The following is a 23,023-nucleotide window of genomic DNA, read 5'->3' on the forward strand; positions in this document are numbered from 1 at the left end:
TATGGCTATGCTGGAAGTAAAAAATATCGGCATCTCATTCGGCGGATTAAAGGCAGTTGACAACTTCAGCCTGACCATCGAAAAGGGACAGCTTTACGGCCTCATCGGACCGAATGGCGCAGGTAAGACCACCATCTTCAATCTGCTGACCGGTGTCTACAAGGCAGATCACGGTGCCATCTCCCTGGACGGCAAGGAGCTGACCGGAAAGAGCACCATCGAGATTAATCAGGCAGGTATTGCAAGAACCTTCCAGAACATTCGTCTGTTCAAGGACTTGAGCGTTCTGGATAACGTAAAGGTTGGCCTGCACAACCATCATCCGTATTCCACCATCGAGGGTATTTTCCGTCTGCCACGTTATTATAAGGTAGAGAAGGAGATGAATGCCCGTGCTATGGAACTGTTAAAGGTCTTCGACCTGGACAAGGAGTGCGATTACAAGGCATCCAACCTTCCTTATGGTAAGCAGAGAAAGCTGGAGATTGCCCGTGCCCTTGCAACGGACCCGAAGCTTCTCCTTCTGGACGAGCCGGCAGCCGGCATGAACCCGAACGAGACCGCAGAGCTGATGGATACCATCCGTTTCGTGCGTGATCACTTCGATATGACTGTGCTTTTGATCGAGCATGATATGAAGCTGGTTTCCGGTATCTGCGAAAAAGTGACTGTTTTAAACTTCGGTCAGGTGCTGACCCAGGGCGAGACATCAGAAGTACTGAACGATAAGCGCGTTATCACCGCTTATCTTGGAGAGTAGGAGGTTAGAGCGATGGCAATACTTGAGGTAAAAGGCCTGGAAGTTTACTATGGTGTCATTCAGGCAATCAAGGGAATCTCTTTTGAGGTAAACCAGGGGGAAATCATCGCCCTGATCGGAGCGAATGGTGCAGGCAAGACCACTACGCTGCAGACCATCACCGGTCTGATCCCTTCCAAGGCGGGCACCATTACCTATGAGGGAAAAGATATCACAAAAATTCCGGGCTACAAGCTGGTTGGCATGGGAATTGCCCATGTGCCGGAGGGACGCCGCGTATTCGCAGAGCTGTCCGTTCTGCAGAACTTAAAGCTGGGCGCTTATACCCGAAACGACAAAAATGAGATGGATGAGACGCTGAAAATGGTTTACGAGCGTTTCCCGCGTCTGGAAGAGCGTAAGAACCAGATGGCCGGTACGCTTTCCGGTGGTGAGCAGCAGATGCTGGCTATGGGCCGCGCGCTGATGTCCCATCCGAAGCTGATCGTTATGGACGAGCCGTCTATGGGTCTGTCTCCACTGTATGTAAACGAGATCTTTGACATCATTCAGAAGATCAATGCAGACGGAGTAACCGTGCTTCTGGTTGAGCAGAACGCGAAGAAAGCCCTTTCCATTGCGAACCGTGCTTACGTTCTGGAGACCGGTAAGATTGCCCTCAGCGGCGACGCAAAAGAGCTCATGAACGATGATTCCGTTAAGAAGGCATATCTGAGCGAGTAAAGACAGGTACAGTTTTGTTTGCATTGTGCGAAACGCCGGGAAAAGCAAAACAGATGACGCAGTTTGACAAAAAGCGAGAATTTGTTTCAAAATTTAAAAGTGTCTGAAAATACCACAAAAAGGAGCGGAAAGTCCTAGACTTTTCGCTCCTTTTTGTGGTATTATTTAGGCAAAGTAATCGGGTGTGGGGACCCGTTACGCGAAGACTATATGAAGGAGGATTTACTATGAAGGGCAATGTAATCGTTGGACAGTCCGGAGGACCGACTGCCGTCATCAATTCCAGTCTTGCAGGTGTGTACCGTACGGCAGTTGACCGCGGAGCGAAAAAGGTATACGGAATGCTTTACGGAATCCAGGGACTTCTGGATGAGCAGTATGTGGATCTTTCCAAGTACATCCGGAGTGATCTGGATGTGGAAATCTTAAAGCGTACACCATCTGCATTCCTTGGCACCTGCCGCTACAAACTGCCGGATATCCACGAGAATCAGGAAATCTATGTAAAGATTTTTGAGATCTTAAATAAGCTGAACATCGAATGCTTTATTTACATTGGCGGAAATGATTCCATGGACACCATCAAAAAGCTGTCGGATTACGCGATCCTGACGGGGCAGTCCCAGAAGTTTGTCGGTGTTCCGAAGACCATTGACAACGACCTGGCCCTGACTGACCATACACCGGGTTATGGAAGCGCAGCCAAATATATTGCGACCTCCACCAAGGAAGTAATCCGGGATGGCATCGGCTTCTCTTACAAAAAACAGCAGGTCATCATCATTGAGATCATGGGCCGCAATGCAGGATGGCTGACCGGCGCGGCTGCATTGTCCCGGGGGGAGGACTGCGACGGACCGGATCTCATCTATCTGCCGGAGCTGACCTTTGACATCGAAAAGTTTACCGCGAAGGTGCGAAAGCTTCTGGAAAAGAAGGATGTCGTTGTTGTGGCGGTTTCGGAAGGAATCCGCATCAAGGATGGCCGTTATGTCAGCGAACTGGGAAGCGCGTCCGACTATGTAGACGCATTCGGACACAAGCAGCTGACCGGAACTGCAAGTTATCTGGCCAACGTGATCCATCGCGATATTGGCTGCAAGACCCGTGCCGTAGAATTTTCCACCTTACAGCGAAGCGCAGCTCATCTGGCATCCCGTGTGGATGTGAATGAGGCCTTCATGGTGGGCGGTGCCGCAGTAAAGGCAGCCGATGAGGGCGATTCCGGCAAGATGGTTGTCATTGACCGTGTATCCGATGATCCGTACCAGTGCGCGACCGGCATCTACGATGTACACAAGATCGCCAACGGCGAGAAGATGGTGCCGAGAGAATGGATCACCAAGGACGGTACTTATGTGACTGAAGAATTTATTGATTATGTAAGGCCGTTGATCCAGGGTGATTCCCCGTCCGTCATGGTAGACGGCATCCCGCGCCACCTCTATATGGGAAAGAAGTAATTTTGGTGATGCAGATAGCATGATTTTCGGACACTTCCGCATATATTTTAAACAGCAGGGACCGGCGACAGGTGCATTTTCGTCTGCCGGAACAGAGTCTGTTTTAGGGGGAGTGTCTATATGGAAGGGTACAGTGTATACCGGGATATTCAGGCAAGGACCGGAGGCGAGATTTATCTGGGGGTTGTGGGACCGGTGCGGACCGGAAAATCCACCTTCATCAAGCGGTTTATGGAGCAGATGGTGCTGCCTGGAATTACGGATGAACACCAGAAAAACCGCACCCGGGATGAACTGCCCCAGAGCGCGGCGGGCAAGACGATTATGACCACGGAACCCAAGTTTGTTCCCAAGGAAGCGGCCCGCATTGAACTGGGGGAGGATACCGCGGTGAAGGTGCGGCTGGTGGACTGTGTGGGATTTATGACGGAGGGTGCCAGCGGTCACATGGAAAATGAAAAGGAGCGGCTGGTAAAAACGCCCTGGTTTGAGGAGAGCATTCCCTTTACCATGGCGGCGGAAATCGGCACCCGCAAGGTAATCCGGGACCACTCCACCATTGGCCTTGTCGTCACCACGGACGGCTCTTTTGGAGAACTGGAGCGTCAGGCCTACATAAAACCAGAGGAAACGGCAGTCCGGGAGCTTCAGGAGATCGGAAAGCCGTTTCTGGTGCTTTTAAACTCCAGCCGCCCGTATTCCGAGGAGACCAGAAATCTGGCAAGGGAACTGGAGACAAAGTACGGTGTCTGTGTTATGCCGGTAAACTGTGAACAGTTAAAGGCCGGGGACATTTACCAGATCTTAAAGCAGGTTCTGTTTGAGTTCCCGGTAACGGAGGTGGATTTCCAGATCCCCAAATGGCTGGAGATTCTTCCGGCTTCCCACTGGCTCAAGCAGCAGGCCGTGAAGGCGGCCCGCAATGCCATGAGCCACATCCGAAGGATGAAAGATTTCAGGGATTCCTGGAAGGATGAGGAAGCGGAAGCCGTAAACAGTATGGAGACCGGGCGGATGGATCTGTCAGATGGGAAGGTCACGGTGCGCATGCTGTTTGAGGATGGCTATTATTACCAGATCCTAAGTGATTTTTCCGGGCTGTCCATTGCGGACGAATATCAGCTGATGCAGCAGCTAAAAGATCTTGCGGCGAAAAAGTCCGAGTATGACAAGATTCAGAACGCGGTGGAGCAGGTGCGGGCCAGAGGCTACGGCGTGGTGACGCCGGAACGCTCGGAGATCGTGCTGGATGAGCCGGTGGTGATCCGTCACGGGAACCGCTACGGGGTCAAGATGAAGGCGGAAGCGCCGTCCATCAACCTGATCCGGGCCCAGATCCAGACGGAAATTGCTCCCATCGTGGGAAGCGAGCAGCAGGCTCAGGATCTGATTGCCTATATGAAAGACAACGCAAACCGGGAAGAGAATGGAATCTGGGAGACAAATATCTTCGGAAAATCCATAGAACAGATTGTGGAGGATGGGATTCAGGCCAAGGTAAGCCAGATGACAGAGGAGTGCCAGGCAAAGCTTCAGGACGCGCTCCAGAAGATCATCAACGACAGCAACGGAGGCCTGATCTGCATCATTATCTAACTGGCTTTTGTAAAATTGGCCACGGAACATTCCCATATCAGGTTGTACGCATCTCGAACAAGCATGTACGAATGTGGCGGATGAAATCCGACACAGGCGAACGTGTGTAAGTGGGAGCAAGCGAACAACGATATGGGAATGTGGAGTGGACAATTTTGCGAAAGCCCCGCATACAAAAGGAGGGTGCTTTATGAGATTGGTTTTCAGTGGAGCAGCTCATGAGGTAACTGGAAGCTGTCATTATCTGGAAGTTGGTGCCAGCAAATTTCTGGTAGACTGCGGCATGGAGCAGGGGGTTAACATTTATGAAAATGTGGAGCCGCCGGTACCGTGGTCTGATATCCAGTTTGTACTTCTGACCCACGCCCACATTGACCACGTGGGCATGCTGCCTTATATTTATGCCAGAGGCTTTAAGGGGCGGGTCATTGCCACCAACGCTACCTGTGATCTCTGCAATATTATGTTAAAGGACTCTGCGCATATCCAGGAGATGGACGCGGAGTGGAAAAACAGGAAAGCACGGCGTGCCGGACGTCCGGAAGTGCCGCCGTTATATGAGATGAACGACGCGCTGGGTGTGCTGGAGCATTTTGAAGGCTATAATTACGATGAAGTTGTGGAAGTGAACGATGAGGTTTCCATCCGTTTTACGGACATCGGACATTTGCTTGGTTCCGCATCCATTGAAATCTGGATGAAGGAAGACGGCGTTGAGAAAAAGATCGTCTTTTCCGGCGATATCGGCAATTTCAACAAGCCGCTGATCCGGGATCCGATCTACACCAAAGAGGCGGACTACGCAGTCATAGAGTCCACCTACGGTGACCGGTTCCACCAGAAGGGAAAAAACCATATTTCCGAGCTGGTGCGGATCGTCCAGGAAACTCTGGACCGGGGCGGCAATGTCGTGATCCCGGCCTTTGCGGTAGGACGTACCCAGGAACTTCTTTATTATTTCCGTCAGATCAAATCCCAGCATCTGATCCACGGTCACGATAATTTCGAGGTCTACGTGGACAGTCCGCTGGCTGTGGAGGCTACTCATGTTTTCAAGGAAAACCAGGCGGAATGCTACGATGAGGAAACCAGGGAACTGGTGGAGGAGGGCATCAACCCGATTGCCTTCCCAGGGCTGAAGCTTTCCGTTACCAGCGACGAATCCATCAACATCAACTTCGACGCGAAGCCGAAGGTTATCATTTCCGCGTCCGGCATGTGTGACGCAGGCCGAATCCGCCATCATTTAAAGCACAACCTGTGGCGGAAGGAATGTACGGTGATTTTTGCCGGATACCAGGCGGTAGGCACCATTGGCCGCACCCTGGTAGATGGCGCGAAGGAAGTGAAACTCTTTGGTGAGAGTATCGATGTGGAAGCCCACATTGAGATACTCCACGACATCAGCGGCCATGCGGACCAGAACGGTCTTCTGACCTGGGCCCTGGCCTTTGAAAAGAAGCCGCAGCAGTTCTTCGTAGTTCACGGCAACGACGATGTCTGCGACCGCTTTGCAGAACTTTTAACGGAAAAGACCGGCGTGCCTGCCAAAGCACCGTTCTCAGGTTCGGAGTTTGACCTGATCAAAGGCGTCTGGGTACGGGAGACCGCAGGAATCCCGATTCCGGCCAAGAGTGCTCCGGCGAAGAAAGCCAGTGGTGTCTTTGCACGGCTTCTGGCTGCAGGCGAGCGCCTGATGGGCGTGATCCGCAGAAATGAGGGTGGAGCCAACAAGGATCTGGCAAAATTTGCCGACCAGATCAATGCATTATGTGACAAATGGGACAGATAGGAGAATAACAGATTATGTCAAAAGTACAGATTTACACCGATGGTTCTGCAAGGGGAAATCCAGACGGACCGGGAGGATACGGCGCAGTCCTGCATTTTACGGACAGCAAGGGGCAGCTCCACGAAAAGGAGCTGTCCGCCGGATACAAAAAAACCACCAACAACCGCATGGAGCTGATGGCGGCCATCGTGGCGTTGGAGGCATTAAACCGCCCCTGCGAGGTGAATCTGTACTCGGACTCCAAATACCTGACCGATGCCTTCAACCAGCACTGGATTGACAACTGGGTGAAGAACAACTGGAAGCGCGGAAAGAGCGGTCCGGTGAAAAATATTGACCTGTGGGAGCGGCTGTTAAAGGCAAAGGCTCCGCACCGGGTGAATTTCATCTGGGTAAAGGGCCATGCGGGCCATCCGCAGAATGAACGGTGCGACCAGCTGGCCACCACGGCGGCAGATGGAGCCGGTCTTCTCACCGATGAGGGACTGGAGGCCTGATCATCAGTGCGGCTTTTTGTTAGCTACCAGAAACTGTTAAGGCTTTCTTACGATTATTTACTTCTTTTGAACTTATATTTTCATTTAGTCCTGTTTATGTTATGGTATGTTCAGTGAAACGGAACAATATCAGAATAGGCAGGACTGATTGATTTATGAAGCTAAAAGGAATCTGGGTAGCCATTGCAGTGATCTGCGTGGCAGGAATCGGAATCACAGATTATTCCGCGCGGCATCTGGCGGCTGGTGAGGCGCAGTATGTTTCAGAGGAACGGGCGGAAAAGAGTGTATCCGGACAGGCTGACATGGCACTGGCAGAAGAAGAGGCCGGGGCCGCAGAAGCCACGGGAATCGCGGAAAACGCCATCGGGCCGGAGCAGGCCGCTTTGGCTGCTGGAAACGCAGGGATAAGCGGGACAGAAGGCGCCACTGAGGCAGCCGGAACATCTGGGAAAGAAGATGGCAGTGAAGAGGCGGCGGAAGCGTATGCGCTTTCGGAACAGAAGATAGCCGCTGCTTCTGCAGATGTGTCGGTATTGGGCAATTCTGGAATTGCGGCTCAGGCCGATATGCCGGATGAGGCAGCAGGCGGAGCCGGAACAGCCATGGAAAAAGAAGAAACACAGGCTGGAACAAAGGCCGGCATTCTGGCCCAGCTGGCTGAGCTGGATGCCCAGGCAGAGGAACGCCGGAACGCAGCGGCAGATGGCAGTGCCAACACCCAGAAGGCCGCGGCGGAGACAGAACGAAAAATCTGGGAGAATAAGATGCAGAGCATTCTGGAAATCCTGGAGCAGCAGCTGTCTGGGGATGAAAAGACCGCGTTCTTCACAGAACAGCGCAGCTGGGTCCGCGACCGGGAAAGCACGGCAGTGGCCAACTCCAAGAAACAGAGCGGAAGTACGCTGGAGGAGCTGGAATACATCCGCTCTTTGCGGGACCTTACCAGGGAACGTGTTTACGCACTGGCTAAGCAGTATGAAACCATTCTGGATGGGGCAGAATAAAAACAGAAAACAGGAAGCAGGCAGGAATATCATGGATTTCTGCCTGCTTTTTCCATTGGCGGAGTCTGTTAAGAACCTGACAGTAGGGACTTGATAATTATGGTTTCCTATGGTAAGATACAAAGATGAATTGATTTATTTTTTCTGAACATAAGGAGGAAGTTATTATGGCAGCAATCGCAACAAGTCTGATTGGATATACCGTAAAAGCCGTTATTTTTGCAGCGCTCGCGTATGCGGGAATCATCTGCGGCAAGAAGTTCAGAGACAAAAAAGAGGCTGACCGCGCATAAAGGACGGCAGCAAAATCCAGCCGCTGTCTGCGCAGCATGCGGCGGCGATAATACGGAGGAAGTAGTAAAGTGAAGAAGTATGGAGTAAACGAACTGAGAAGAATGTTCCTGGAATTCTTTGAGAGCAAGGGACATCTGGCAATGAAGAGCTTTTCCCTGGTGCCGCATAACGACAACAGCCTGCTCCTCATCAACTCCGGTATGGCACCGTTAAAGCCTTATTTCACCGGACAGGAGATCCCGCCGAGAAGACGTGTGACCACCTGCCAGAAGTGTATCCGTACCGGTGATATCGAGAACATCGGTAAGACCGCACGTCACGGCACCTTCTTTGAGATGCTGGGCAACTTCTCATTCGGCGATTATTTCAAGGATGAGGCAATCCACTGGTCCTGGGAGTTCTTAACCGAGGTGGTAGGACTGGAGAAGGACCGTCTGTATCCGTCTGTTTATTTGGACGATGATGAGGCCTTCAACATCTGGAACAAGGAGATTGGTGTTCCGGCTGAGAAGATCTTCCGCTTCGGCAAAGAGGACAACTTCTGGGAGCATGGCGCAGGTCCGTGCGGTCCGTGTTCCGAGATCTACTATGACCGCGGCGAGAAGTATGGTTGCGGCAAGCCGGGCTGTACCGTAGGCTGTGAGTGCGACCGTTACATCGAGGTATGGAACAACGTATTTACCCAGTTCGAGAACGATGGCCACGGCAACTATACCGAGTTAAAGCAGAAGAACATCGATACCGGTATGGGTCTGGAGCGTCTGGCTGTTGTCGTTCAGGACGTAGATTCTCTGTTCACGGTAGATACCAACAAAGCCCTTCTGGATGAGGTCTGCGCTCTGGCACATACCAAGTACCAGGTGGACCACAAGAAAGATATTTCTCTGCGTATCATCGCTGATCACGTGAAGTCCTGTACCTTCATGATTTCCGATGGTATCATGCCTTCCAATGAGGGCCGCGGCTACGTTCTGCGCCGCCTGATCCGCCGTGCGGCACGTCATGGACGTCTGCTTGGCATCGAGGGCAGATTCATGCCGGAGCTTTCCAAGACCGTCATCGAGCTTTCCAAGGACGGATATCCGGAGCTGGAAGAGAAGAAGGCTATGATCTTAAAAGTTCTTGCAGAAGAGGAAGAGAAGTTCAACAAGACCATCGACCAGGGCCTTGCAATCCTTGCAGACATGGAGAGCGAGATGTCCGCAAAGAACGAGACCGTACTTTCCGGCGAGAACGCATTCAAGCTGTATGATACCTACGGATTCCCGTTAGATTTAACCATCGAGATTCTGGAAGAGAAGAACCTGACCGTAGACGAGGAAGGCTTCCAGGCAGCAATGAAAGAGCAGCGTGAGAAAGCAAGAAAAGCCCGTAAGACAACCAACTACATGGGTGCAGATGTAACCGTATACCAGTCTATTCCGGCTGAGATTACCTCTAAGTTTGTTGGTTATGACAGACTGCAGCATGAGTCTAAGATTACGGTTCTGACCACCGATACCGAGATTGTAGAGGCCCTGACCGACGGCCAGCGCGGAACCATCATCGTGGAGGAAACCCCATTCTACGGAACCATGGGCGGCCAGTGCGGTGATACCGGTGTGATTACCGGCGCAAACAACGGAACCTTCGTTGTAGAGGATACCATCCACTTACAGGGCGGTAAGATTGGCCATGTAGGACATATGACCAGCGGCATGCTGGCAGCAGGCGAGACTGTTACCTTAAAGGTAAACGAGACCTCCCGCCGTTCCACTGAGAAGAACCACAGCGCAACCCACCTTCTGCAGAAGGCACTGCGTACCGTTCTTGGTGACCATGTGGAGCAGGCTGGTTCTCTGGTTACTCCGGACAGACTTCGTTTCGACTTTACCCATTTCTCCGCTATGACTCCGGAGGAGATCAAGAAGGTTGAGGAGCTGGTAAACCAGAAGATTCAGGAGAACGTGGATGTTGTAACACAGGAGATGAGTCTGGATGAAGCGAAGAAGACCGGCGCTATGGCGCTGTTTGGCGAAAAGTATGGTGAGAAGGTTCGTGTGGTTAAGATGGGCGATTTCTCTACCGAGCTTTGCGGTGGTACTCATGTCGCTAACACTGGCGCAATTCATGCATTCAAGATCCTCTCTGAGGCAGGTATCGCAGCAGGTGTCCGCAGAATCGAGGCACTGACCGGCGACGGCCTGATGCGCTACTACGAGAACCTGGAGCAGGAGCTGGCTGAGGCAGCAAAGGCAGCAAAGACCACTCCGGCAGATTTAAAAGCCAAGATCGAATCTATGCTGGAGGAGATGAAGACACTGCATGCTGAGAACGACAAGTTAAAGAGCAAGCTGGCAAACGAATCCCTGGGAGATGTTATGAACCAGGTTCGTGACGTGAAGGGCGTGAAGGTTCTGGCTGCGAAGGTAGCAGACGTAGACATGAACGGCCTGCGCGGACTGGGCGACCAGTTAAAGGACAAGCTTGGCGAGGGCGTGATCGTTCTGGCATCCGTTCAGGGTGACAAGGTCAACCTGATGGTAACCGCAACCGATGAGGCTCAGAAGAAGGGCGCTCATGCAGGCAACCTGGTTAAGGCGATTGCCGGCCTGGTTGGCGGTGGCGGCGGCGGCCGTCCGAACATGGCACAGGCAGGCGGCAAGAACCCGGCCGGTGTGGACGCAGCTCTTGAGAAAGCTTACGAGACTGCAGCTGAGCAGATTCAGTAAAAATACAAAGAAACAAAGACAGCCGGAATGCACCAGAGTGGTGTGTTCCGGCTGTTATGCAAAAAAGTACGAAAATCCGCAAAAAAACTTAAAAAAACAGTTGACGAATAGAGATTTTATGCTATAATCATACCAGTGCTATAAAATACCCAAACAGTTGTATTATGCACAAGTACACAACTGGAGGGAGGTTAGGTGTGAGCTATGTCAAACGTTATCGTTAAAGAGAACGAGAGTCTGGACAGCGCATTACGCAGATTCAAAAGAAACTGCGCAAAGGCTGGTATTCAGCAGGAAATTCGTAAGAGAGAGCATTACGAGAAACCAAGCGTAAGACGCAAGAAAAAGTCTGAAGCTGCAAGAAAACGCAAATTTAATTAAGTATTTCTGCAATCCCTGGTCTATGACCAGGGATTTTTTCGTATATTTTTATGTGAAAGAATACAGCGGGAGCGGTGGCATGCTGGAACATGCGAAACAGTCAGTGGCAGAGCAGTTAAAGCTTCCGGGCGATGTAATGCTGGGGGAGATCCTTTTATCCTTTTCCGGAAGATACAGTGTGACAGTAGAAAATTACCGGGGCATCCTGCTGTTTGAGGAGAACTGTATCCGGCTTCAGGGAAAGAACTGCAGGCTGCAGATCTGCGGAAAGCGGCTGAATATCGTGTATTATGACCGTGATTCCATGAAAATCTGCGGCCAGATCCAGAGCATGGAATTTTGTGATTAGCGGGAGGCGGGGCATGCGGTGGCTGAAACAGTGTTACGCCGGATATGTGAGAGTACGACTGACAGGCCGCTCACCGGAACGGTTTTTTAACCTGTGCCGGAGCGGAGGAATCCAGCTGTGGAATCTGTCCTGTGGAAAAGAAGGGTACTGCTTCTGTATGCTGCTGCCTGATTTTTACCGGATCCGCCCTTTCGCAAGAAAAACCGGGGTGAAGGTCCGCGTTCAGGAAAAGCTGGGACTGCCCTTCTTTTTATACCGAAACCGGAAACGGAAGCTGTTTGCCGTAGGGCTGGCCTCTTTTTTTCTGCTTTTGTTCGTCCTTTCCCGGTTTATCTGGAATATCAGTTTTTCCGGGAATCTTCATTTTACGGATGACATGCTGACCAGACAGCTTCGGGAGATTGGAATCTGCTATGGAATGCCGAAATCTGGTGTGGATTGTGACCGGATCGAGGAAGAACTTCGGAGCCGCTGTCCTCAGATTGTCTGGGTATCCGCTCATGTGGCCGGGACCCGGCTGCAGATCCGGGTGCGGGAAAATGAGACGGCGGAGGGGATTCCCCCTCGGGAGGAAACACCAAGGAATCTGGTGGCGGAAACGGCGGGAACGGTCGTTTCCATTCTGGTGCGGGAAGGAAAGGCAGCAGTCCAGCCGGGAGATGAGGTGGAAAAGGGCCAGATTCTGGTGGAAGGGCTGGTGCCGGTCACTGATGATTCCGGGGAGGTAGTCCGGACACTGTTTGTGCGGGCAGATGCCGATATTCGGCTGCGGACAACAAAGACGTACTGGGAACAGGTACCGCGCTTCCAGACGGTGCGCAGCTACACCGGAAAGAACCGGCAGGGCTTTCGCCTCTGGATTGGAAGTGTGGACATTCTGGCCATGCTTCCCTTAACTGGAAAACAGAACTGGGAACTGACCGGCATTTCCAGACAGATGGTATTGTTCGGAGACTTTTTTCTTCCGGTCTGGACCGAAACCATCACGGCCAGGGAGTATGAAACTGTAGAACGGAAACGAACGAAAACAGAGTTAAATGCCCTGACAAAAGCGGTTCATGAAAGAAAATTACAAAAATTAACCGAAAAAGGGGTACAAATAATCGAAAATGATGTTAAAATATTAGATAACAGTACCGGCTGGACGATCTGCGGAAGCATGACCGTGGAGGAGAATGCCGGAACCGGTCAAAAGCTGGAATCGTTCACAGGCAGGAATTTTCTGAACTGAAAATTCCGCAGGATACCGTGATGACAGCATAATTTGAAGGAGTAATAATACAGAATGAGTGTAATTGAGACAATAATTGATATCCCGGCAGAGCATGAGAAGAATGTGTGCGGCCAGTTTGACAGCTATTTAAAGAAGATCGAGCGGACGCTGCATGTGACCATTGTGGCAAGAGACGGCGCCATTAAGCTGATCGGCCCGGAATTGATGATCCGCCGCGCCAAGAGCGTGTTCAACAATCTGGTGGAGCTGTCAAAGCGCGGCAATGCCATTACCGAGCAGAATGTGGACTATGCGCTTTCTTTATGTTTTGCGGAATCGGACGATGCAATCCTGGAGATTGACAAAGACATTATCTGCCGGACCATCAACGGAAAGCCGGTCAAACCGAAAACAGTAGGCCAGAAGCAGTATGTGGACACTATCCGCAAGAAGATGATCGTTTTTGGCATCGGACCGGCCGGAACCGGCAAGACTTACCTTGCCATGGCCATGGCCATCTCGGCATTTAAGAATGGAGATGTAAACCGCATCATCTTAACCCGTCCGGCTATTGAGGCGGGAGAGAAGCTGGGCTTTCTTCCGGGTGACCTGCAGAGCAAGATCGACCCGTACCTGCGTCCACTTTACGACGCGCTGTACCAGATCATGGGAGCCGAGAGCTTTTTACACAACCAGGAGAAGGGGCTGATCGAGGTGGCACCGCTGGCATACATGCGTGGACGTACCCTGGATAACGCCTACATCATTCTGGATGAGGCGCAGAATACCACACCGGCCCAGATGAAGATGTTTTTAACCCGTATCGGCTTTGGCTCCAAAGTCATCATCACCGGCGATAAAACCCAGAAGGATCTGCCGAGCGGCGCGGTATCCGGTCTGGATGTGGCCATGAGGGTGCTTGGTAAAATTGATGACATTGGCTTCTGCAACCTGACCAGCAATGATGTCGTGCGTCATCCGCTGGTTCAGAAGATTGTACAGGCTTACGATGACTATGAGAAAAAGAATCCGGCCAAGCAGCCGCCGAAGGAAAAAACACACCGGTTAAAAGAATTCAAATATCACAGATAACGGAATGCAGAAAGGCGGAACATACCATGACGATTAATATTGAATATGAGACAGACAAGCCTCTGGATGTGGACTATGAGAAGGTGGCAAACGACATCATCCCGGCAGCTCTGGACTATGAGAAATGTCCGTATGAGGCTGAGGTGAACCTGATCCTCACGGACAATGACGCGATCCAGGAGATCAACCGGGATTACCGCCAGATCGACCGTCCGACAGATGTGCTTTCCTTCCCGATGATCGACTTTGAGAAGGAATCAGACTTCAGTCATGTGGAGGATGCTGTGGAAGATTATTTCAATCCGGAGACGGGAGAATTGATTCTGGGAGATATCATTGTTTCCGTGGAAAAGGTCATTGAGCAGGCAGAAAAATACGGCCATTCCCGAGAGCGGGAGCTGGCTTTCCTCATTGCCCACAGCATGCTTCACCTGTGTGGCTATGATCACATGGAGGAGGCGGAGCGAGAGGTAATGGAAACCCGGCAGAGAGAGATACTGGCAGGAGAGGGCTATCATAGATGAGAAAAAACAAGGGGAAGAAGTATGCGTTTGGCATAATGGCAGCATGGTGTCTTGCAGTGGGGGCTGCGGCACTGACCGGCTGCGGGGCAAAGGAAGCAGACAATAAGATCACCGTGGAATCGGCATCGGAAGCACCGGAGACAAAGCCAATTGAGATTGAAACGGAGGCACCAGAGACAGAAGCGCCGGAGACCGGGGCAGCAGATCCGGATGAGCAGGAGCCGAGAGTCGAAAAGGATGGCATGATCCGCAGCTATCTGACTGGAGAAATGGTGCCGGTATCCCAGGGCAACCGGCGTCCGCTGGCGATTATGATGAGCAATGACAAGGCAGCTTTGCCGCAGTATGGCATCAACCGGGCTGGAGTGGTTTACGAGGCACCGGTGGAGGCCACCATGAACCGCTATCTGGCGATTATGGAGGATTACGATGACCTGACCCGCATCGGTTCCGTGCGCAGCTGCCGTACTTACTATGTGTATTTCGCAAGAGAGTTTGACGCCATCTACGCACATTTCGGCCAGAGCACCTTTGCGAAGCCTTATCTGAAATTCATTGATAATATCAACGGGATTGAAGGACAGGGAAGCACGGCTTATTTCCGTTCCAAAGATAAAAAATCTCCGCACAACGCCTATGCGAGCTTTGAGGGCATTCAGCGTGCCATTGAGAAGCTGGGCTACAGCCAGGAGTACGATGCTGACTATGACGGGCATTTCCGGTTTGCGAAGGAAGGCACGGAAGCGGTCATGCACGGAGCGGATGTGCGCGAGGCTTACAAGGTAACCCCGGGCTACAAGCTGAACAATCCGTGGTTTGAGTACCATGAGGATGACGGCCTGTATTACCGTTTCCAGTATGGCGGACCGCACATGGGAAGTGAGGGACAGATTGCGGTGAAGAACATCATCATCCAGTACTGCCCGGCGGCTTACTACGCGTCCACCGAGTACCGCAACATCAACGTGCAGGCAGATACCTGGGGCTACTACATTTCCAATGGACAGGTGGAGGACATCACCTGTGAGAAGGATGGAGAGTTCGGCGTGACCCATTATTACGACGCGTCCGGCAATGAGATCACTTTAAATCCGGGCAAGACCTGGATCTGCATCTGCACCACCAATGACATGCAGCCGGCAAAAATCGAGGGAAAATAAGAGCCGGAATGCCTGTCTGCGGCGGGAAAACACGGAATCATCAGGAAAACTGGATAAAACAGTAAAAATAAGCAGATACTATACCTGGAGGGATTTTCCATGAAAAAGTATAGGATCTGTTTATTTTTGTTTCTGGGCGTCAGTCTGGTCTGCATCCTGATTGCTTTTTCCGTGCGGCGCAGCCGGGAAAACAGCGGAGCCTGGGACACACCGGAAACTGCAATAGAAAGCGGAGCGGCACCGGAAACCGTGACGGAAGACCAGATGGCCGCGAATAAAGACCATGTGCAGGCGGTGACGGAAAGCCGGGAGATGTATTATCTGGTGGCGGAGGATGGTGTGCTTCTGGTGTTTTTAAAAGACCGGAAGACCATCTGCCTGTATACCCATGTGCCACTGATGGATTTTCCGCTGCCAGAGCGCACGAAGCTGCGGGAAGGAATCTGGTTTTCTTCCATGGCAGAGGTCTTTAATTATCTGGAGTCCTACACAAGCTGACAAAATTTACTTGAAAAGAAACGGCAAACTGGATACAATAGAATCCAAATGACTGAGGGAAACTACGGAGGAGAAACGTGAAGAAAAAAGTACTGATCATCGGAGGCGGAGCTTCCGGCCTCATGGCAGCCATCATGGCGGCCAGAGAGGGCGCAGAGGTGACCATTCTGGAGCATATGGACCGGGTGGGAAAGAAAATTTTATCCACGGGAAACGGGCGGTGCAACATGACAAACCTGTCCCTGCGCCCGGAACATTACCGGAGCAGCCAGAAGCTGTTTCCCATGAAGGTGCTGGACCGTTTCTCTGTCTGGGATACGCTGAGCTTTTTTGACGGCATCGGCATTGTGACCAAGAACCGGAACGGCTACATTTACCCGAATTCGGACCAGGCCGCTTCGGTGCTGGACGCCCTGCGGTTTGAGACAGAGCATCTGGGCATTCAGACCGTGCTTTCCTGCCATATTAAGAAGGCATGGAAGACGAAAAATGGCACGTTTACCGTGGAAAGCGACCAAGGTACGTTTCGGGGGGACAGCCTGATTCTGGCGGCTGGTTCCAAGGCAGCGCCGGTGTCCGGCTCCGACGGCAGCGGTTATGAGCTGGCAAAGGTCTTTGGGCACACTATCATCAAACCGCTTCCGGCTCTGGTACAGTTAAAATGCAGGGGGACGTTCTTCAAGCAGCTGGCTGGCGTGCGCTGTGAGGCGGTGGTGCGGCTGGTGAGTGACGGAAAGACCCTGGCGGCCGATGAAGGAGAGGTGCAGCTGACGGATTACGGCATCTCCGGTATTCCGACCTTTCAGGTGAGCCGTTACGCGGCCCGGGCTTTGGATGAGGGGAGAAGAGTCAGTGCAGTGCTGGATTTCTTTCCGTCAAAGAGTATGGAAGATACCAGGACTATGCTAAAGCAGCGGAAAGCAGCCTTGGGTTACCGGCCATCCGGAGAGTTTTTAAACGGTGTTTTGAATAAGAAACTGGCGGCCGTGCTGTTAAAACAGGCAGGAATTCCGCTGGATGGCACCTGCGGGCGCATCAAAGACGGCCAGTTAGAGGCCCTGGCCATGCAGATGAAAAAATTTGAGGTGCCGGTCACATCGACCAACAGCTTTGAGCAGGCCCAGGTCTGCTGCGGCGGCGTGGATACCAGAGAGCTTCGTCCTGATACCATGGAGTCAAAACTGGTGAAGGGATTGTTTCTGGTGGGCGAGCTGACGGATGTAGACGGCATCTGCGGCGGCTATAATCTCCAGTGGGCCTGGAGTACCGGGGCTGTGGCAGGAAGAACGGCAGGGAGAAATTAGATTATGATACGATTAACACAGATCAAGCTTCCGGCAGACCATACGCCGGAGGCACTTACAAAAAAGGCGGCAAAGCTTTTGCGGGTATCGCCGGAAGAAATAAAAGAGCTTCACATCCGGAAACGTTCTCTGGATGCCAGAAAGAAGCCGGAGCTGTTTTACAGCTATACCGTGGATGTTTCCGTGAAAAAAGAAGCTGAGATTTTACATAAGGTGAAAAGTCCCCAGGTAAACCTCTGCAAGGAAACGAGGTACCAGTTCCCGGAATCCGGGGAGACAGCATTAAAGGAGCGCCCGGTCATCATTGGAACCGGTCCGGCAGGATTGTTCTGCGGCCTGATGCTGGCGCGGCACGGCTACCAGCCGATTCTTTTAGAACGCGGCAGCTCCGTGGAGGAACGCCAGAAAAAGGTGAATGCCTTTTGGCAGGGCGGTGCCCTGGATCCCCAGACCAATGTGCAGTTTGGCGAGGGCGGTGCCGGTACGTTTTCCGATGGAAAGCTGAATACGCTGGTGAAAGACCCGCTGGGCCGCGGAAAGCTGGTGCTGGAACTCTTTACCGAGTTTGGCGCGGATCCTTCCATTTTATATGATCATAAACCGCACATCGGCACGGATGTGCTGGCTGAGGTGGTAAAACACATGCGGGAAGAGATCATCCGCCTGGGCGGAACCGTGCGGTTTGATACCCAGGTGACAGACCTTCTCACAGAAAGCAGCCGGGTGTGCGGCGTGAAAGTCTCTTTTGCGGATCCGCAGACGGGCGCTTTAACGGAAGAAGAAATCAAAAGCAGTGTGGTGGTGCTGGCCATCGGACACAGCGCGAGGGATACCTTTTCCATGCTGTTAAAACATCAGATTCCTATGGAACAGAAGGCGTTTGCGGTGGGGCTGCGCATCCAGCATCCCCAGAAGATGATCAACTTTTCTCAGTACGGACGGGAGGACGCCGGATCCCTGGGCGCGGCAAACTACAAGCTTACCAGGCAGACAAAGAGCGGACGTGGCGTGTACAGCTTTTGCATGTGCCCGGGCGGCTACGTAGTGAATGCTTCCTCGGAAGCCGGACGTCTGGCAGTGAATGGAATGAGCTATCACGACCGGGCCGGAGAGAATGCCAACAGTGCCCTGATTGTTACGGTAACGCCGGAGGATTTCCCGGAGAGTGGGCCCTTAAGCGGCGTGGCCTTCCAGCGAAAGCTGGAGGAGGCAGCATACCGGGCTGCAGGCGGAAAGATTCCGGTACAGCTTTATGGGGATTTCTGCCAGAATACCATCAGCACAAAGCTGGGCGATGTGGTACCGCAGATGCGGGGCGAGTGGGCCTTTGGCGATGTCCGTTCCATTATGCCGGAGCCGCTGAATCTGGCTTTGATGGAGGCAATGGAAGGCTTTGGACATATGATTCATGGCTTTGACCGGCCGGATGCCATTTTTGCAGGCATTGAGAGCCGGACTTCCTCCCCGGTGCGCATCTGGCGGGATGAACAGTTCGAGAGCGAGGTGCCGGGCCTTTACCCCTGCGGCGAGGGCGCCGGTTATGCAGGCGGCATCACTTCCGCGGCGATGGATGGCGTGAAGGTGGCAGAGGCCATCGCAAAGCGCTACAGTCCATGTAAAAAGAACGAATAAGGTAACTGTGAGGGTACTGAACAGTTACCGAATAAGAATGATAACGGATGCTGCCTTATGCGGTGGCATTCTGATAAGGAGCAGGATATGAACAGTTTCAGAGAAAAACTGAAAGATAAAAAACGGATCGTCATCAAGATCGGTTCTTCTTCCCTGACCCATGAAAAGACCGGGGAGCTGAATCTCTTTAAGATTGAAAAGCTGATCCGCGTCATTTGTGATCTGAAGGGAGAGGGGAAAGACGTCGTTCTGGTTTCCTCCGGCGCGATTGCGGCCGGACGGCAGGCTCTGGGCGGACAGAAACGCCCCCAGACCATTTCCGAGAAGCAGGCTTACGCGGCTGTAGGCCAGGCGCGGCTCATGATGGTGTACCAGCGGATCTTTTCCGAGTATAACCACATTGCGGCGCAGGTGCTTTTGACAAAGGATACCATGACCAACGAGGATTCCCGGGTCAATGCCCAGAATACCTTCGAGGAGCTTTTGCGCCTGGGGGCAGTTCCGGTGGTCAACGAGAACGATACCGTGTCTACCCATGAGATTCAGTTTGGTGATAATGACCGGCTTTCTGCCATTGTAGCAGCCCTCATCGGCGCGGATCTGCTGATCCTCATGTCCGACATTGACGGGCTGTATTCCGAGGATCCCCACAAGAATCCGGAGGCAGAATTTATCGGCCTGGTGGAAGAAATTACACCGGAGCTGATTGGCATGGGCGGAGGCTCCGGCAGCGATGTGGGAACCGGCGGCATGGCGGCGAAGCTGGCAGCGGCCCGGATTGCCACGGACAGTGGATCTGACATGATCATCTGTAACGCGGATGATGTCGATGTGATCCATGAGCTAATGGAGGGGGAAGAAAAAGGGACTCTGTTCCTGGCCCATCCCAACCGGGATTTTGACCTGATGGATTACATCAATACGAAATATGAAGTATAAACGAGCAAAGGAGAACAACTATGGATCAGAGCAGTATCGACCGCATCAACACCCTCTACCACAAATCCCAGTCTGTCGGACTGACCGAGGAGGAAAAGGAAGAGCAGGCAAGACTTCGCAAGGAGTATGTGGCGGCCATCAAAAATAATATGAGAGCACATTTAAACAACATTTCCATCAAGGAGAAAGACGGCAGTATTACCGATCTGGGCAAGAAATATGGCGGAATCAAAGATACCCAGTCTTAAAAAAGAAATCCGCAGGCAGATCCGCACACTGCGGGCAGAACTTTTAAAGCCGGAATCCATCGGCAGGAAAGAAATCATGGACGCGAACATCCGAAACCAGGTCTTAGCACTTTTAACCGGCCTGAGGGCGGAGACAGAGCTTCCAGCTACCGTGTATCTGTATGCTTCCTTTGGCGGAGAGGTCGATACCTTCGGACTCATGGATGTGCTGTGGCAGCAGGGCTTTTCGGTGGCGCTGCCGCGGGTGGCAGGAGAACGGATGGACTTTTATCTGGTGCGGGGGCAAAAGGACCTGGTTCGAGGCTTTCGTGAGATCCTGGAACCGGCAGGACACTGCGAGAAAGCAGACTGTCCGCAGGCGGTGGTAATCACACCGGGAACGGCTTTTACCCGGGAGGGTGACCGCATGGGCTACGGCGGTGGTTTTTATGACCGTTTTTTCTCGGAGGAGCCGGAGCATAAGCGGGTAGCGGTCTGCTATCCATTTCAGATATTCCCGGTGCTGCCCACCGAAGAACACGATAAGAGGATGGATGTGGTCCTGACCGGAGAACAGGAAAACGGATGACAGTACTGTACGGCAGAGAAGATGCAGCAGTATAAAATAAAAACAGGGTAACTGTTCAGTAGGTCTGCGCATTCACTGCGCTGACCGTATGAAAACATGGGCTTGCAGGCAAAAATCCCATTGCAGAAGGCAATTTTCAATGGATTTTTGCCCGTAACTGTGAGGGTACTGAACAGTTACAAAACAGGAAACAGTTGCGAATGAAGACGATTCAGGAGGATAAGGCATGGATTTAAGAGTGATCGGTGCCCGCGCGAAGGAAGCGGCATCCTATTTAAACAGTCTTGGCATTACAGAGAAGAATGAAGGCTTGCGCCAGGCGGCCCAGGCACTTTTAGACGGAGAAGAGGACATCCTGACAGCCAATCAGGAGGATGTGATCCGGGCGGCAGAAAATGGCATGAGCCAGGGTATGATCGACCGGCTGGAGCTGACGCCGGACCGCCTGCAGGCCATGGCAGATGGCCTTTTGCAGATCGCAGAGCTTCCGGATCCGGTGGGTGAAGTGATTTCCATGAAGCCGCGGCCGAATGGTCTTCTGATCGGTGAGAAGCGAGTCCCCCTTGGCGTGGTGGGCATGATTTATGAAGCGCGCCCCAATGTGACTTCCGATGCCTTCGGCCTGTGCTTTAAGACCGGAAATGCTGTGATCTTAAAGGGCGGAAGCGATGCCATTGAGTCCAACAAGGAGATTGTCAAATGGCTGCAGACCGGACTTTCCCGTGCCGGACTGCCGGAGGATTCCCTACAGCTGATCACCGATACCGACCGTGCGGTAACCACAGAATTTATGCGGCTGAACGAGTTTGTGGATGTGCTGATCCCCCGGGGCGGCGCAGGACTCATTCGCAGCGTGGTACAGAACAGCACGGTGCCGGTCATTGAGACAGGAACCGGAAACTGTCATATCTACGTGGATGAGACGGCGGATTTTGAGATGGCGCTGAACATTATTGAAAATGCCAAGACCCAGCGGATCGGCGTCTGCAACGCCTGCGAGTCCCTGGTGGTACATAGAAGCATTGCAGAGGAGTTTCTTCCGCTGCTGGCAGCACGCCTGGCGAAAAAGTCTGTGGAAGTGCGGGCAGATGAAGGCGCGAGAGGCATTGTGCCGGAATTTATGGAGGCCACGGAAGAGGACTGGGGAACCGAGTATCTGGATTACATTCTGTCCTTAAAACTGGTAGATTCCCTGGATGAGGCCATCCGTCATATCAACCGCTACAATACCGGCCATTCCGAGGCCATCATCACGCAGGATTACAATCACGCCCAGGAGTTCTTAAACCGGATCGATGCGGCGGCTGTCTATGTCAACGCATCCACCCGTTTCACCGATGGCGGAGAGTTTGGTTTTGGGGCGGAAATCGGCATCAGTACTCAGAAGCTCCACGCAAGGGGACCGATGGGCTTAAAAGCACTGACCACCACCAAGTACATCATTTATGGAAACGGGCAGGTGAGACCATAATGAAGCTTTATATCATTCGCCATGGTGAGACGCCCTGGAACGCGGAGGGGCGGCTTCAGGGACAGACGGATATTCCACTGAATGAAAATGGCATTCGGCTGGCAAAGATCACCGGGGAGGCGTTAAAAGATGTTCCCTTTGATCTTGCCATTTCCAGCCCATTAAAACGGGCCAGGCAGACGGCAGATCTGGTGCTGGCGGGCCGGAAAATTCCGGTTTTAGAGGATGCCCGGATTGAAGAGCTGAGCTTTGGCTCCTGGGAGGGGCTGGGCTGCCGCAAGGCAAACTTCGAGATCCCGTCGGAACATTTTCAGGACTTTTATCAAGATCCCTTTCATTTCCAGACGGCGGCAGACGGAGAGAGTATTGAACATCTCTGCATCCGCACGAAGGCATTCTGGGATGATCTGACCAGCAATCCGGACTGGCAGGAGAAGACCATCCTGATTGCCAGTCATGGCTGTGCCTGCCGGGGAATCCTGCACAATGTCTATGAAGATAAGACGGATTTCTGGCACGGTAAGGTGCCGCCCAACTGCGCAGTGAATATTGTGTCTGTGAAGAATGGAAAGGCGGTTCTGGAGGCAGAAGACCGGATCTACTATGATCCGTCGGAATGCGTGGATTTCCGCACGGGAAAGAAAGTCTCCCAGACAGGCGAAACCCCACAGGCCAGATGAGAAAAGAAAAAACAAAATCGGACAGAAAAGACTGGGATTCCGGGCGTTTGGCTCTTTGCATTCCAGTCTTTTTATGTTATAATTTGTATGATAGGGAAGTTTGCCCTATCATACAAAGCGC

The 23,023-nt window shown here is 52.4% G+C and carries 22 protein-coding genes and 1 pseudogene; all 23 read left to right on the forward strand.

Going from position 1 to position 23,023, the window contains the following annotated elements; all coding sequences use genetic code 11:
- The first annotated feature begins 1 nt into the window (after window position 1).
- The 23 genes and pseudogenes from WMO41_RS03480 to WMO41_RS03590 all read left to right on the forward strand — a co-directional run bounded on the left by WMO41_RS03480 (window position 2) and on the right by WMO41_RS03590 (window position 22,902).
- On the forward strand, window positions 2–760 hold the full coding sequence (locus tag WMO41_RS03480) for an ABC transporter ATP-binding protein (protein ID WP_349228574.1): 759 nt from the start codon (window positions 2–4) through the stop codon (window positions 758–760).
- A gap of 12 nt (window positions 761–772) precedes the next feature.
- Window positions 773–1,483: an ABC transporter ATP-binding protein gene (locus WMO41_RS03485; RefSeq protein WP_349228575.1), complete on the forward strand. Its 711-nt coding sequence runs from the start codon at window positions 773–775 to the stop codon at window positions 1,481–1,483.
- A 227-nt stretch (window positions 1,484–1,710) separates the two neighbouring features.
- Window positions 1,711–2,946: a diphosphate--fructose-6-phosphate 1-phosphotransferase gene (locus WMO41_RS03490; RefSeq protein ID WP_177292359.1), complete on the forward strand. Its 1,236-nt coding sequence runs from the start codon at window positions 1,711–1,713 to the stop codon at window positions 2,944–2,946.
- Between the two features lie 120 nt (window positions 2,947–3,066).
- Entirely contained in the window at window positions 3,067–4,542 is a 1,476-nt protein-coding gene (gene spoIVA, locus WMO41_RS03495; RefSeq protein WP_349228576.1) for a stage IV sporulation protein A, read from the forward strand.
- Between the two features lie 190 nt (window positions 4,543–4,732).
- Window positions 4,733–6,334, forward strand: a complete 1,602-nt coding sequence (locus WMO41_RS03500) for an MBL fold metallo-hydrolase RNA specificity domain-containing protein (RefSeq protein WP_349228577.1) — start codon at window positions 4,733–4,735, stop codon at window positions 6,332–6,334.
- A gap of 14 nt (window positions 6,335–6,348) precedes the next feature.
- Window positions 6,349–6,831, forward strand: coding sequence for a ribonuclease HI (gene rnhA, locus WMO41_RS03505; RefSeq protein ID WP_349228578.1), 483 nt, complete (start codon window positions 6,349–6,351; stop codon window positions 6,829–6,831).
- Between the two features lie 155 nt (window positions 6,832–6,986).
- The gene (locus tag WMO41_RS03510) at window positions 6,987–7,838 is read left to right on the forward strand and encodes a lysozyme inhibitor LprI family protein (RefSeq protein WP_349228579.1); all 852 of its coding nucleotides are present in this window, start codon (window positions 6,987–6,989) and stop codon (window positions 7,836–7,838) included.
- A 167-nt stretch (window positions 7,839–8,005) separates the two neighbouring features.
- Window positions 8,006–8,131, forward strand: coding sequence for a hypothetical protein (locus tag WMO41_RS03515; RefSeq protein ID WP_349228580.1), 126 nt, complete (start codon window positions 8,006–8,008; stop codon window positions 8,129–8,131).
- A 102-nt stretch (window positions 8,132–8,233) separates the two neighbouring features.
- Entirely contained in the window at window positions 8,234–10,843 is a 2,610-nt protein-coding gene (alaS, locus tag WMO41_RS03520) for an alanine--tRNA ligase (protein ID WP_349228617.1), read from the forward strand.
- 204 nt (window positions 10,844–11,047) lie between these two features.
- The gene (gene rpsU / locus WMO41_RS03525; RefSeq protein WP_005539624.1) at window positions 11,048–11,224 is read left to right on the forward strand and encodes a 30S ribosomal protein S21; all 177 of its coding nucleotides are present in this window, start codon (window positions 11,048–11,050) and stop codon (window positions 11,222–11,224) included.
- A 79-nt stretch (window positions 11,225–11,303) separates the two neighbouring features.
- Complete coding sequence (locus WMO41_RS03530; RefSeq protein WP_177291688.1) at window positions 11,304–11,573, forward strand: YabP/YqfC family sporulation protein; 270 nt, start codon at window positions 11,304–11,306, stop codon at window positions 11,571–11,573.
- 13 nt (window positions 11,574–11,586) lie between these two features.
- A complete protein-coding gene (locus WMO41_RS03535; protein ID WP_349228581.1) occupies window positions 11,587–12,804 on the forward strand; it encodes a sporulation protein YqfD in 1,218 nt (405 codons plus the stop codon).
- Window positions 12,805–12,858: 54 nt separating this feature from the next.
- Window positions 12,859–13,878, forward strand: coding sequence for a PhoH family protein (locus WMO41_RS03540; RefSeq protein WP_349228582.1), 1,020 nt, complete (start codon window positions 12,859–12,861; stop codon window positions 13,876–13,878).
- Window positions 13,879–13,904: 26 nt separating this feature from the next.
- Complete coding sequence (ybeY, locus tag WMO41_RS03545; RefSeq protein ID WP_349228583.1) at window positions 13,905–14,402, forward strand: rRNA maturation RNase YbeY; 498 nt, start codon at window positions 13,905–13,907, stop codon at window positions 14,400–14,402.
- Window positions 14,399–15,562, forward strand: coding sequence for a DUF3048 domain-containing protein (locus WMO41_RS03550; RefSeq protein ID WP_349228584.1), 1,164 nt, complete (start codon window positions 14,399–14,401; stop codon window positions 15,560–15,562). The genes ybeY and WMO41_RS03550 overlap by 4 nt, the downstream gene beginning before the upstream one ends.
- A gap of 99 nt (window positions 15,563–15,661) precedes the next feature.
- Entirely contained in the window at window positions 15,662–16,060 is a 399-nt protein-coding gene (locus WMO41_RS03555) for a hypothetical protein (protein WP_349228585.1), read from the forward strand.
- A gap of 71 nt (window positions 16,061–16,131) precedes the next feature.
- Window positions 16,132–17,364: pseudogene (locus WMO41_RS03560) on the forward strand (BaiN/RdsA family NAD(P)/FAD-dependent oxidoreductase); the annotation flags it as partial.
- Window positions 17,365–17,367: 3 nt separating this feature from the next.
- Window positions 17,368–18,996, forward strand: coding sequence for an NAD(P)/FAD-dependent oxidoreductase (locus WMO41_RS03565; protein ID WP_349228586.1), 1,629 nt, complete (start codon window positions 17,368–17,370; stop codon window positions 18,994–18,996).
- Window positions 18,997–19,083: 87 nt separating this feature from the next.
- On the forward strand, window positions 19,084–19,935 hold the full coding sequence (proB, locus tag WMO41_RS03570; protein ID WP_349228587.1) for a glutamate 5-kinase: 852 nt from the start codon (window positions 19,084–19,086) through the stop codon (window positions 19,933–19,935).
- A 20-nt stretch (window positions 19,936–19,955) separates the two neighbouring features.
- A complete protein-coding gene (locus WMO41_RS03575) occupies window positions 19,956–20,183 on the forward strand; it encodes a DUF896 domain-containing protein (protein WP_118544194.1) in 228 nt (75 codons plus the stop codon).
- Window positions 20,155–20,751: a 5-formyltetrahydrofolate cyclo-ligase gene (locus WMO41_RS03580; protein ID WP_349228588.1), complete on the forward strand. Its 597-nt coding sequence runs from the start codon at window positions 20,155–20,157 to the stop codon at window positions 20,749–20,751. The genes WMO41_RS03575 and WMO41_RS03580 overlap by 29 nt, the downstream gene beginning before the upstream one ends.
- A 226-nt stretch (window positions 20,752–20,977) precedes the next feature.
- On the forward strand, window positions 20,978–22,222 hold the full coding sequence (locus WMO41_RS03585) for a glutamate-5-semialdehyde dehydrogenase (protein WP_349228589.1): 1,245 nt from the start codon (window positions 20,978–20,980) through the stop codon (window positions 22,220–22,222).
- On the forward strand, window positions 22,222–22,902 hold the full coding sequence (locus tag WMO41_RS03590) for a histidine phosphatase family protein (RefSeq protein WP_349228590.1): 681 nt from the start codon (window positions 22,222–22,224) through the stop codon (window positions 22,900–22,902). Before WMO41_RS03585 ends, WMO41_RS03590 begins: the two co-directional genes overlap by 1 nt.
- The last annotated feature ends 121 nt before the right edge of the window (window positions 22,903–23,023 follow it).

Origin of the sequence: Ventrimonas faecis, from assembly GCF_040096075.1 — a bacterium.
Lineage (GTDB): Bacteria > Bacillota > Clostridia > Lachnospirales > Lachnospiraceae > Brotaphodocola > Brotaphodocola faecis.

Bases quoted from the DNA above. Each gene is read 5' to 3' on its own strand.
- WMO41_RS03535 (WP_349228581.1), top strand. From the start codon at position 11,587: ATGCGGTGGCTGAAACAGTGTTACGCCGGATATGTGAGAGTACGACTG.
- WMO41_RS03500 (WP_349228577.1), top strand. From the start codon at position 4,733: ATGAGATTGGTTTTCAGTGGAGCAGCTCATGAGGTAACTGGAAGCTGT.
- WMO41_RS03515 (WP_349228580.1), top strand. From the start codon at position 8,006: ATGGCAGCAATCGCAACAAGTCTGATTGGATATACCGTAAAAGCCGTT.
- WMO41_RS03555 (WP_349228585.1), top strand. From the start codon at position 15,662: ATGAAAAAGTATAGGATCTGTTTATTTTTGTTTCTGGGCGTCAGTCTG.
- WMO41_RS03530 (WP_177291688.1), top strand. From the start codon at position 11,304: ATGCTGGAACATGCGAAACAGTCAGTGGCAGAGCAGTTAAAGCTTCCG.
- WMO41_RS03590 (WP_349228590.1), top strand. From the start codon at position 22,222: ATGAAGCTTTATATCATTCGCCATGGTGAGACGCCCTGGAACGCGGAG.
- proB (WP_349228587.1), top strand. From the start codon at position 19,084: ATGAACAGTTTCAGAGAAAAACTGAAAGATAAAAAACGGATCGTCATC.
- rpsU (WP_005539624.1), top strand. From the start codon at position 11,048: ATGTCAAACGTTATCGTTAAAGAGAACGAGAGTCTGGACAGCGCATTA.
- WMO41_RS03550 (WP_349228584.1), top strand. From the start codon at position 14,399: ATGAGAAAAAACAAGGGGAAGAAGTATGCGTTTGGCATAATGGCAGCA.
- WMO41_RS03510 (WP_349228579.1), top strand. From the start codon at position 6,987: ATGAAGCTAAAAGGAATCTGGGTAGCCATTGCAGTGATCTGCGTGGCA.
- ybeY (WP_349228583.1), top strand. From the start codon at position 13,905: ATGACGATTAATATTGAATATGAGACAGACAAGCCTCTGGATGTGGAC.
- WMO41_RS03580 (WP_349228588.1), top strand. From the start codon at position 20,155: ATGGCGGAATCAAAGATACCCAGTCTTAAAAAAGAAATCCGCAGGCAG.
- alaS (WP_349228617.1), top strand. From the start codon at position 8,234: ATGTTCCTGGAATTCTTTGAGAGCAAGGGACATCTGGCAATGAAGAGC.
- WMO41_RS03575 (WP_118544194.1), top strand. From the start codon at position 19,956: ATGGATCAGAGCAGTATCGACCGCATCAACACCCTCTACCACAAATCC.
- WMO41_RS03585 (WP_349228589.1), top strand. From the start codon at position 20,978: ATGGATTTAAGAGTGATCGGTGCCCGCGCGAAGGAAGCGGCATCCTAT.
- rnhA (WP_349228578.1), top strand. From the start codon at position 6,349: ATGTCAAAAGTACAGATTTACACCGATGGTTCTGCAAGGGGAAATCCA.
- WMO41_RS03485 (WP_349228575.1), top strand. From the start codon at position 773: ATGGCAATACTTGAGGTAAAAGGCCTGGAAGTTTACTATGGTGTCATT.
- WMO41_RS03480 (WP_349228574.1), top strand. From the start codon at position 2: ATGGCTATGCTGGAAGTAAAAAATATCGGCATCTCATTCGGCGGATTA.
- WMO41_RS03540 (WP_349228582.1), top strand. From the start codon at position 12,859: ATGAGTGTAATTGAGACAATAATTGATATCCCGGCAGAGCATGAGAAG.
- WMO41_RS03565 (WP_349228586.1), top strand. From the start codon at position 17,368: ATGATACGATTAACACAGATCAAGCTTCCGGCAGACCATACGCCGGAG.
- spoIVA (WP_349228576.1), top strand. From the start codon at position 3,067: ATGGAAGGGTACAGTGTATACCGGGATATTCAGGCAAGGACCGGAGGC.
- WMO41_RS03490 (WP_177292359.1), top strand. From the start codon at position 1,711: ATGAAGGGCAATGTAATCGTTGGACAGTCCGGAGGACCGACTGCCGTC.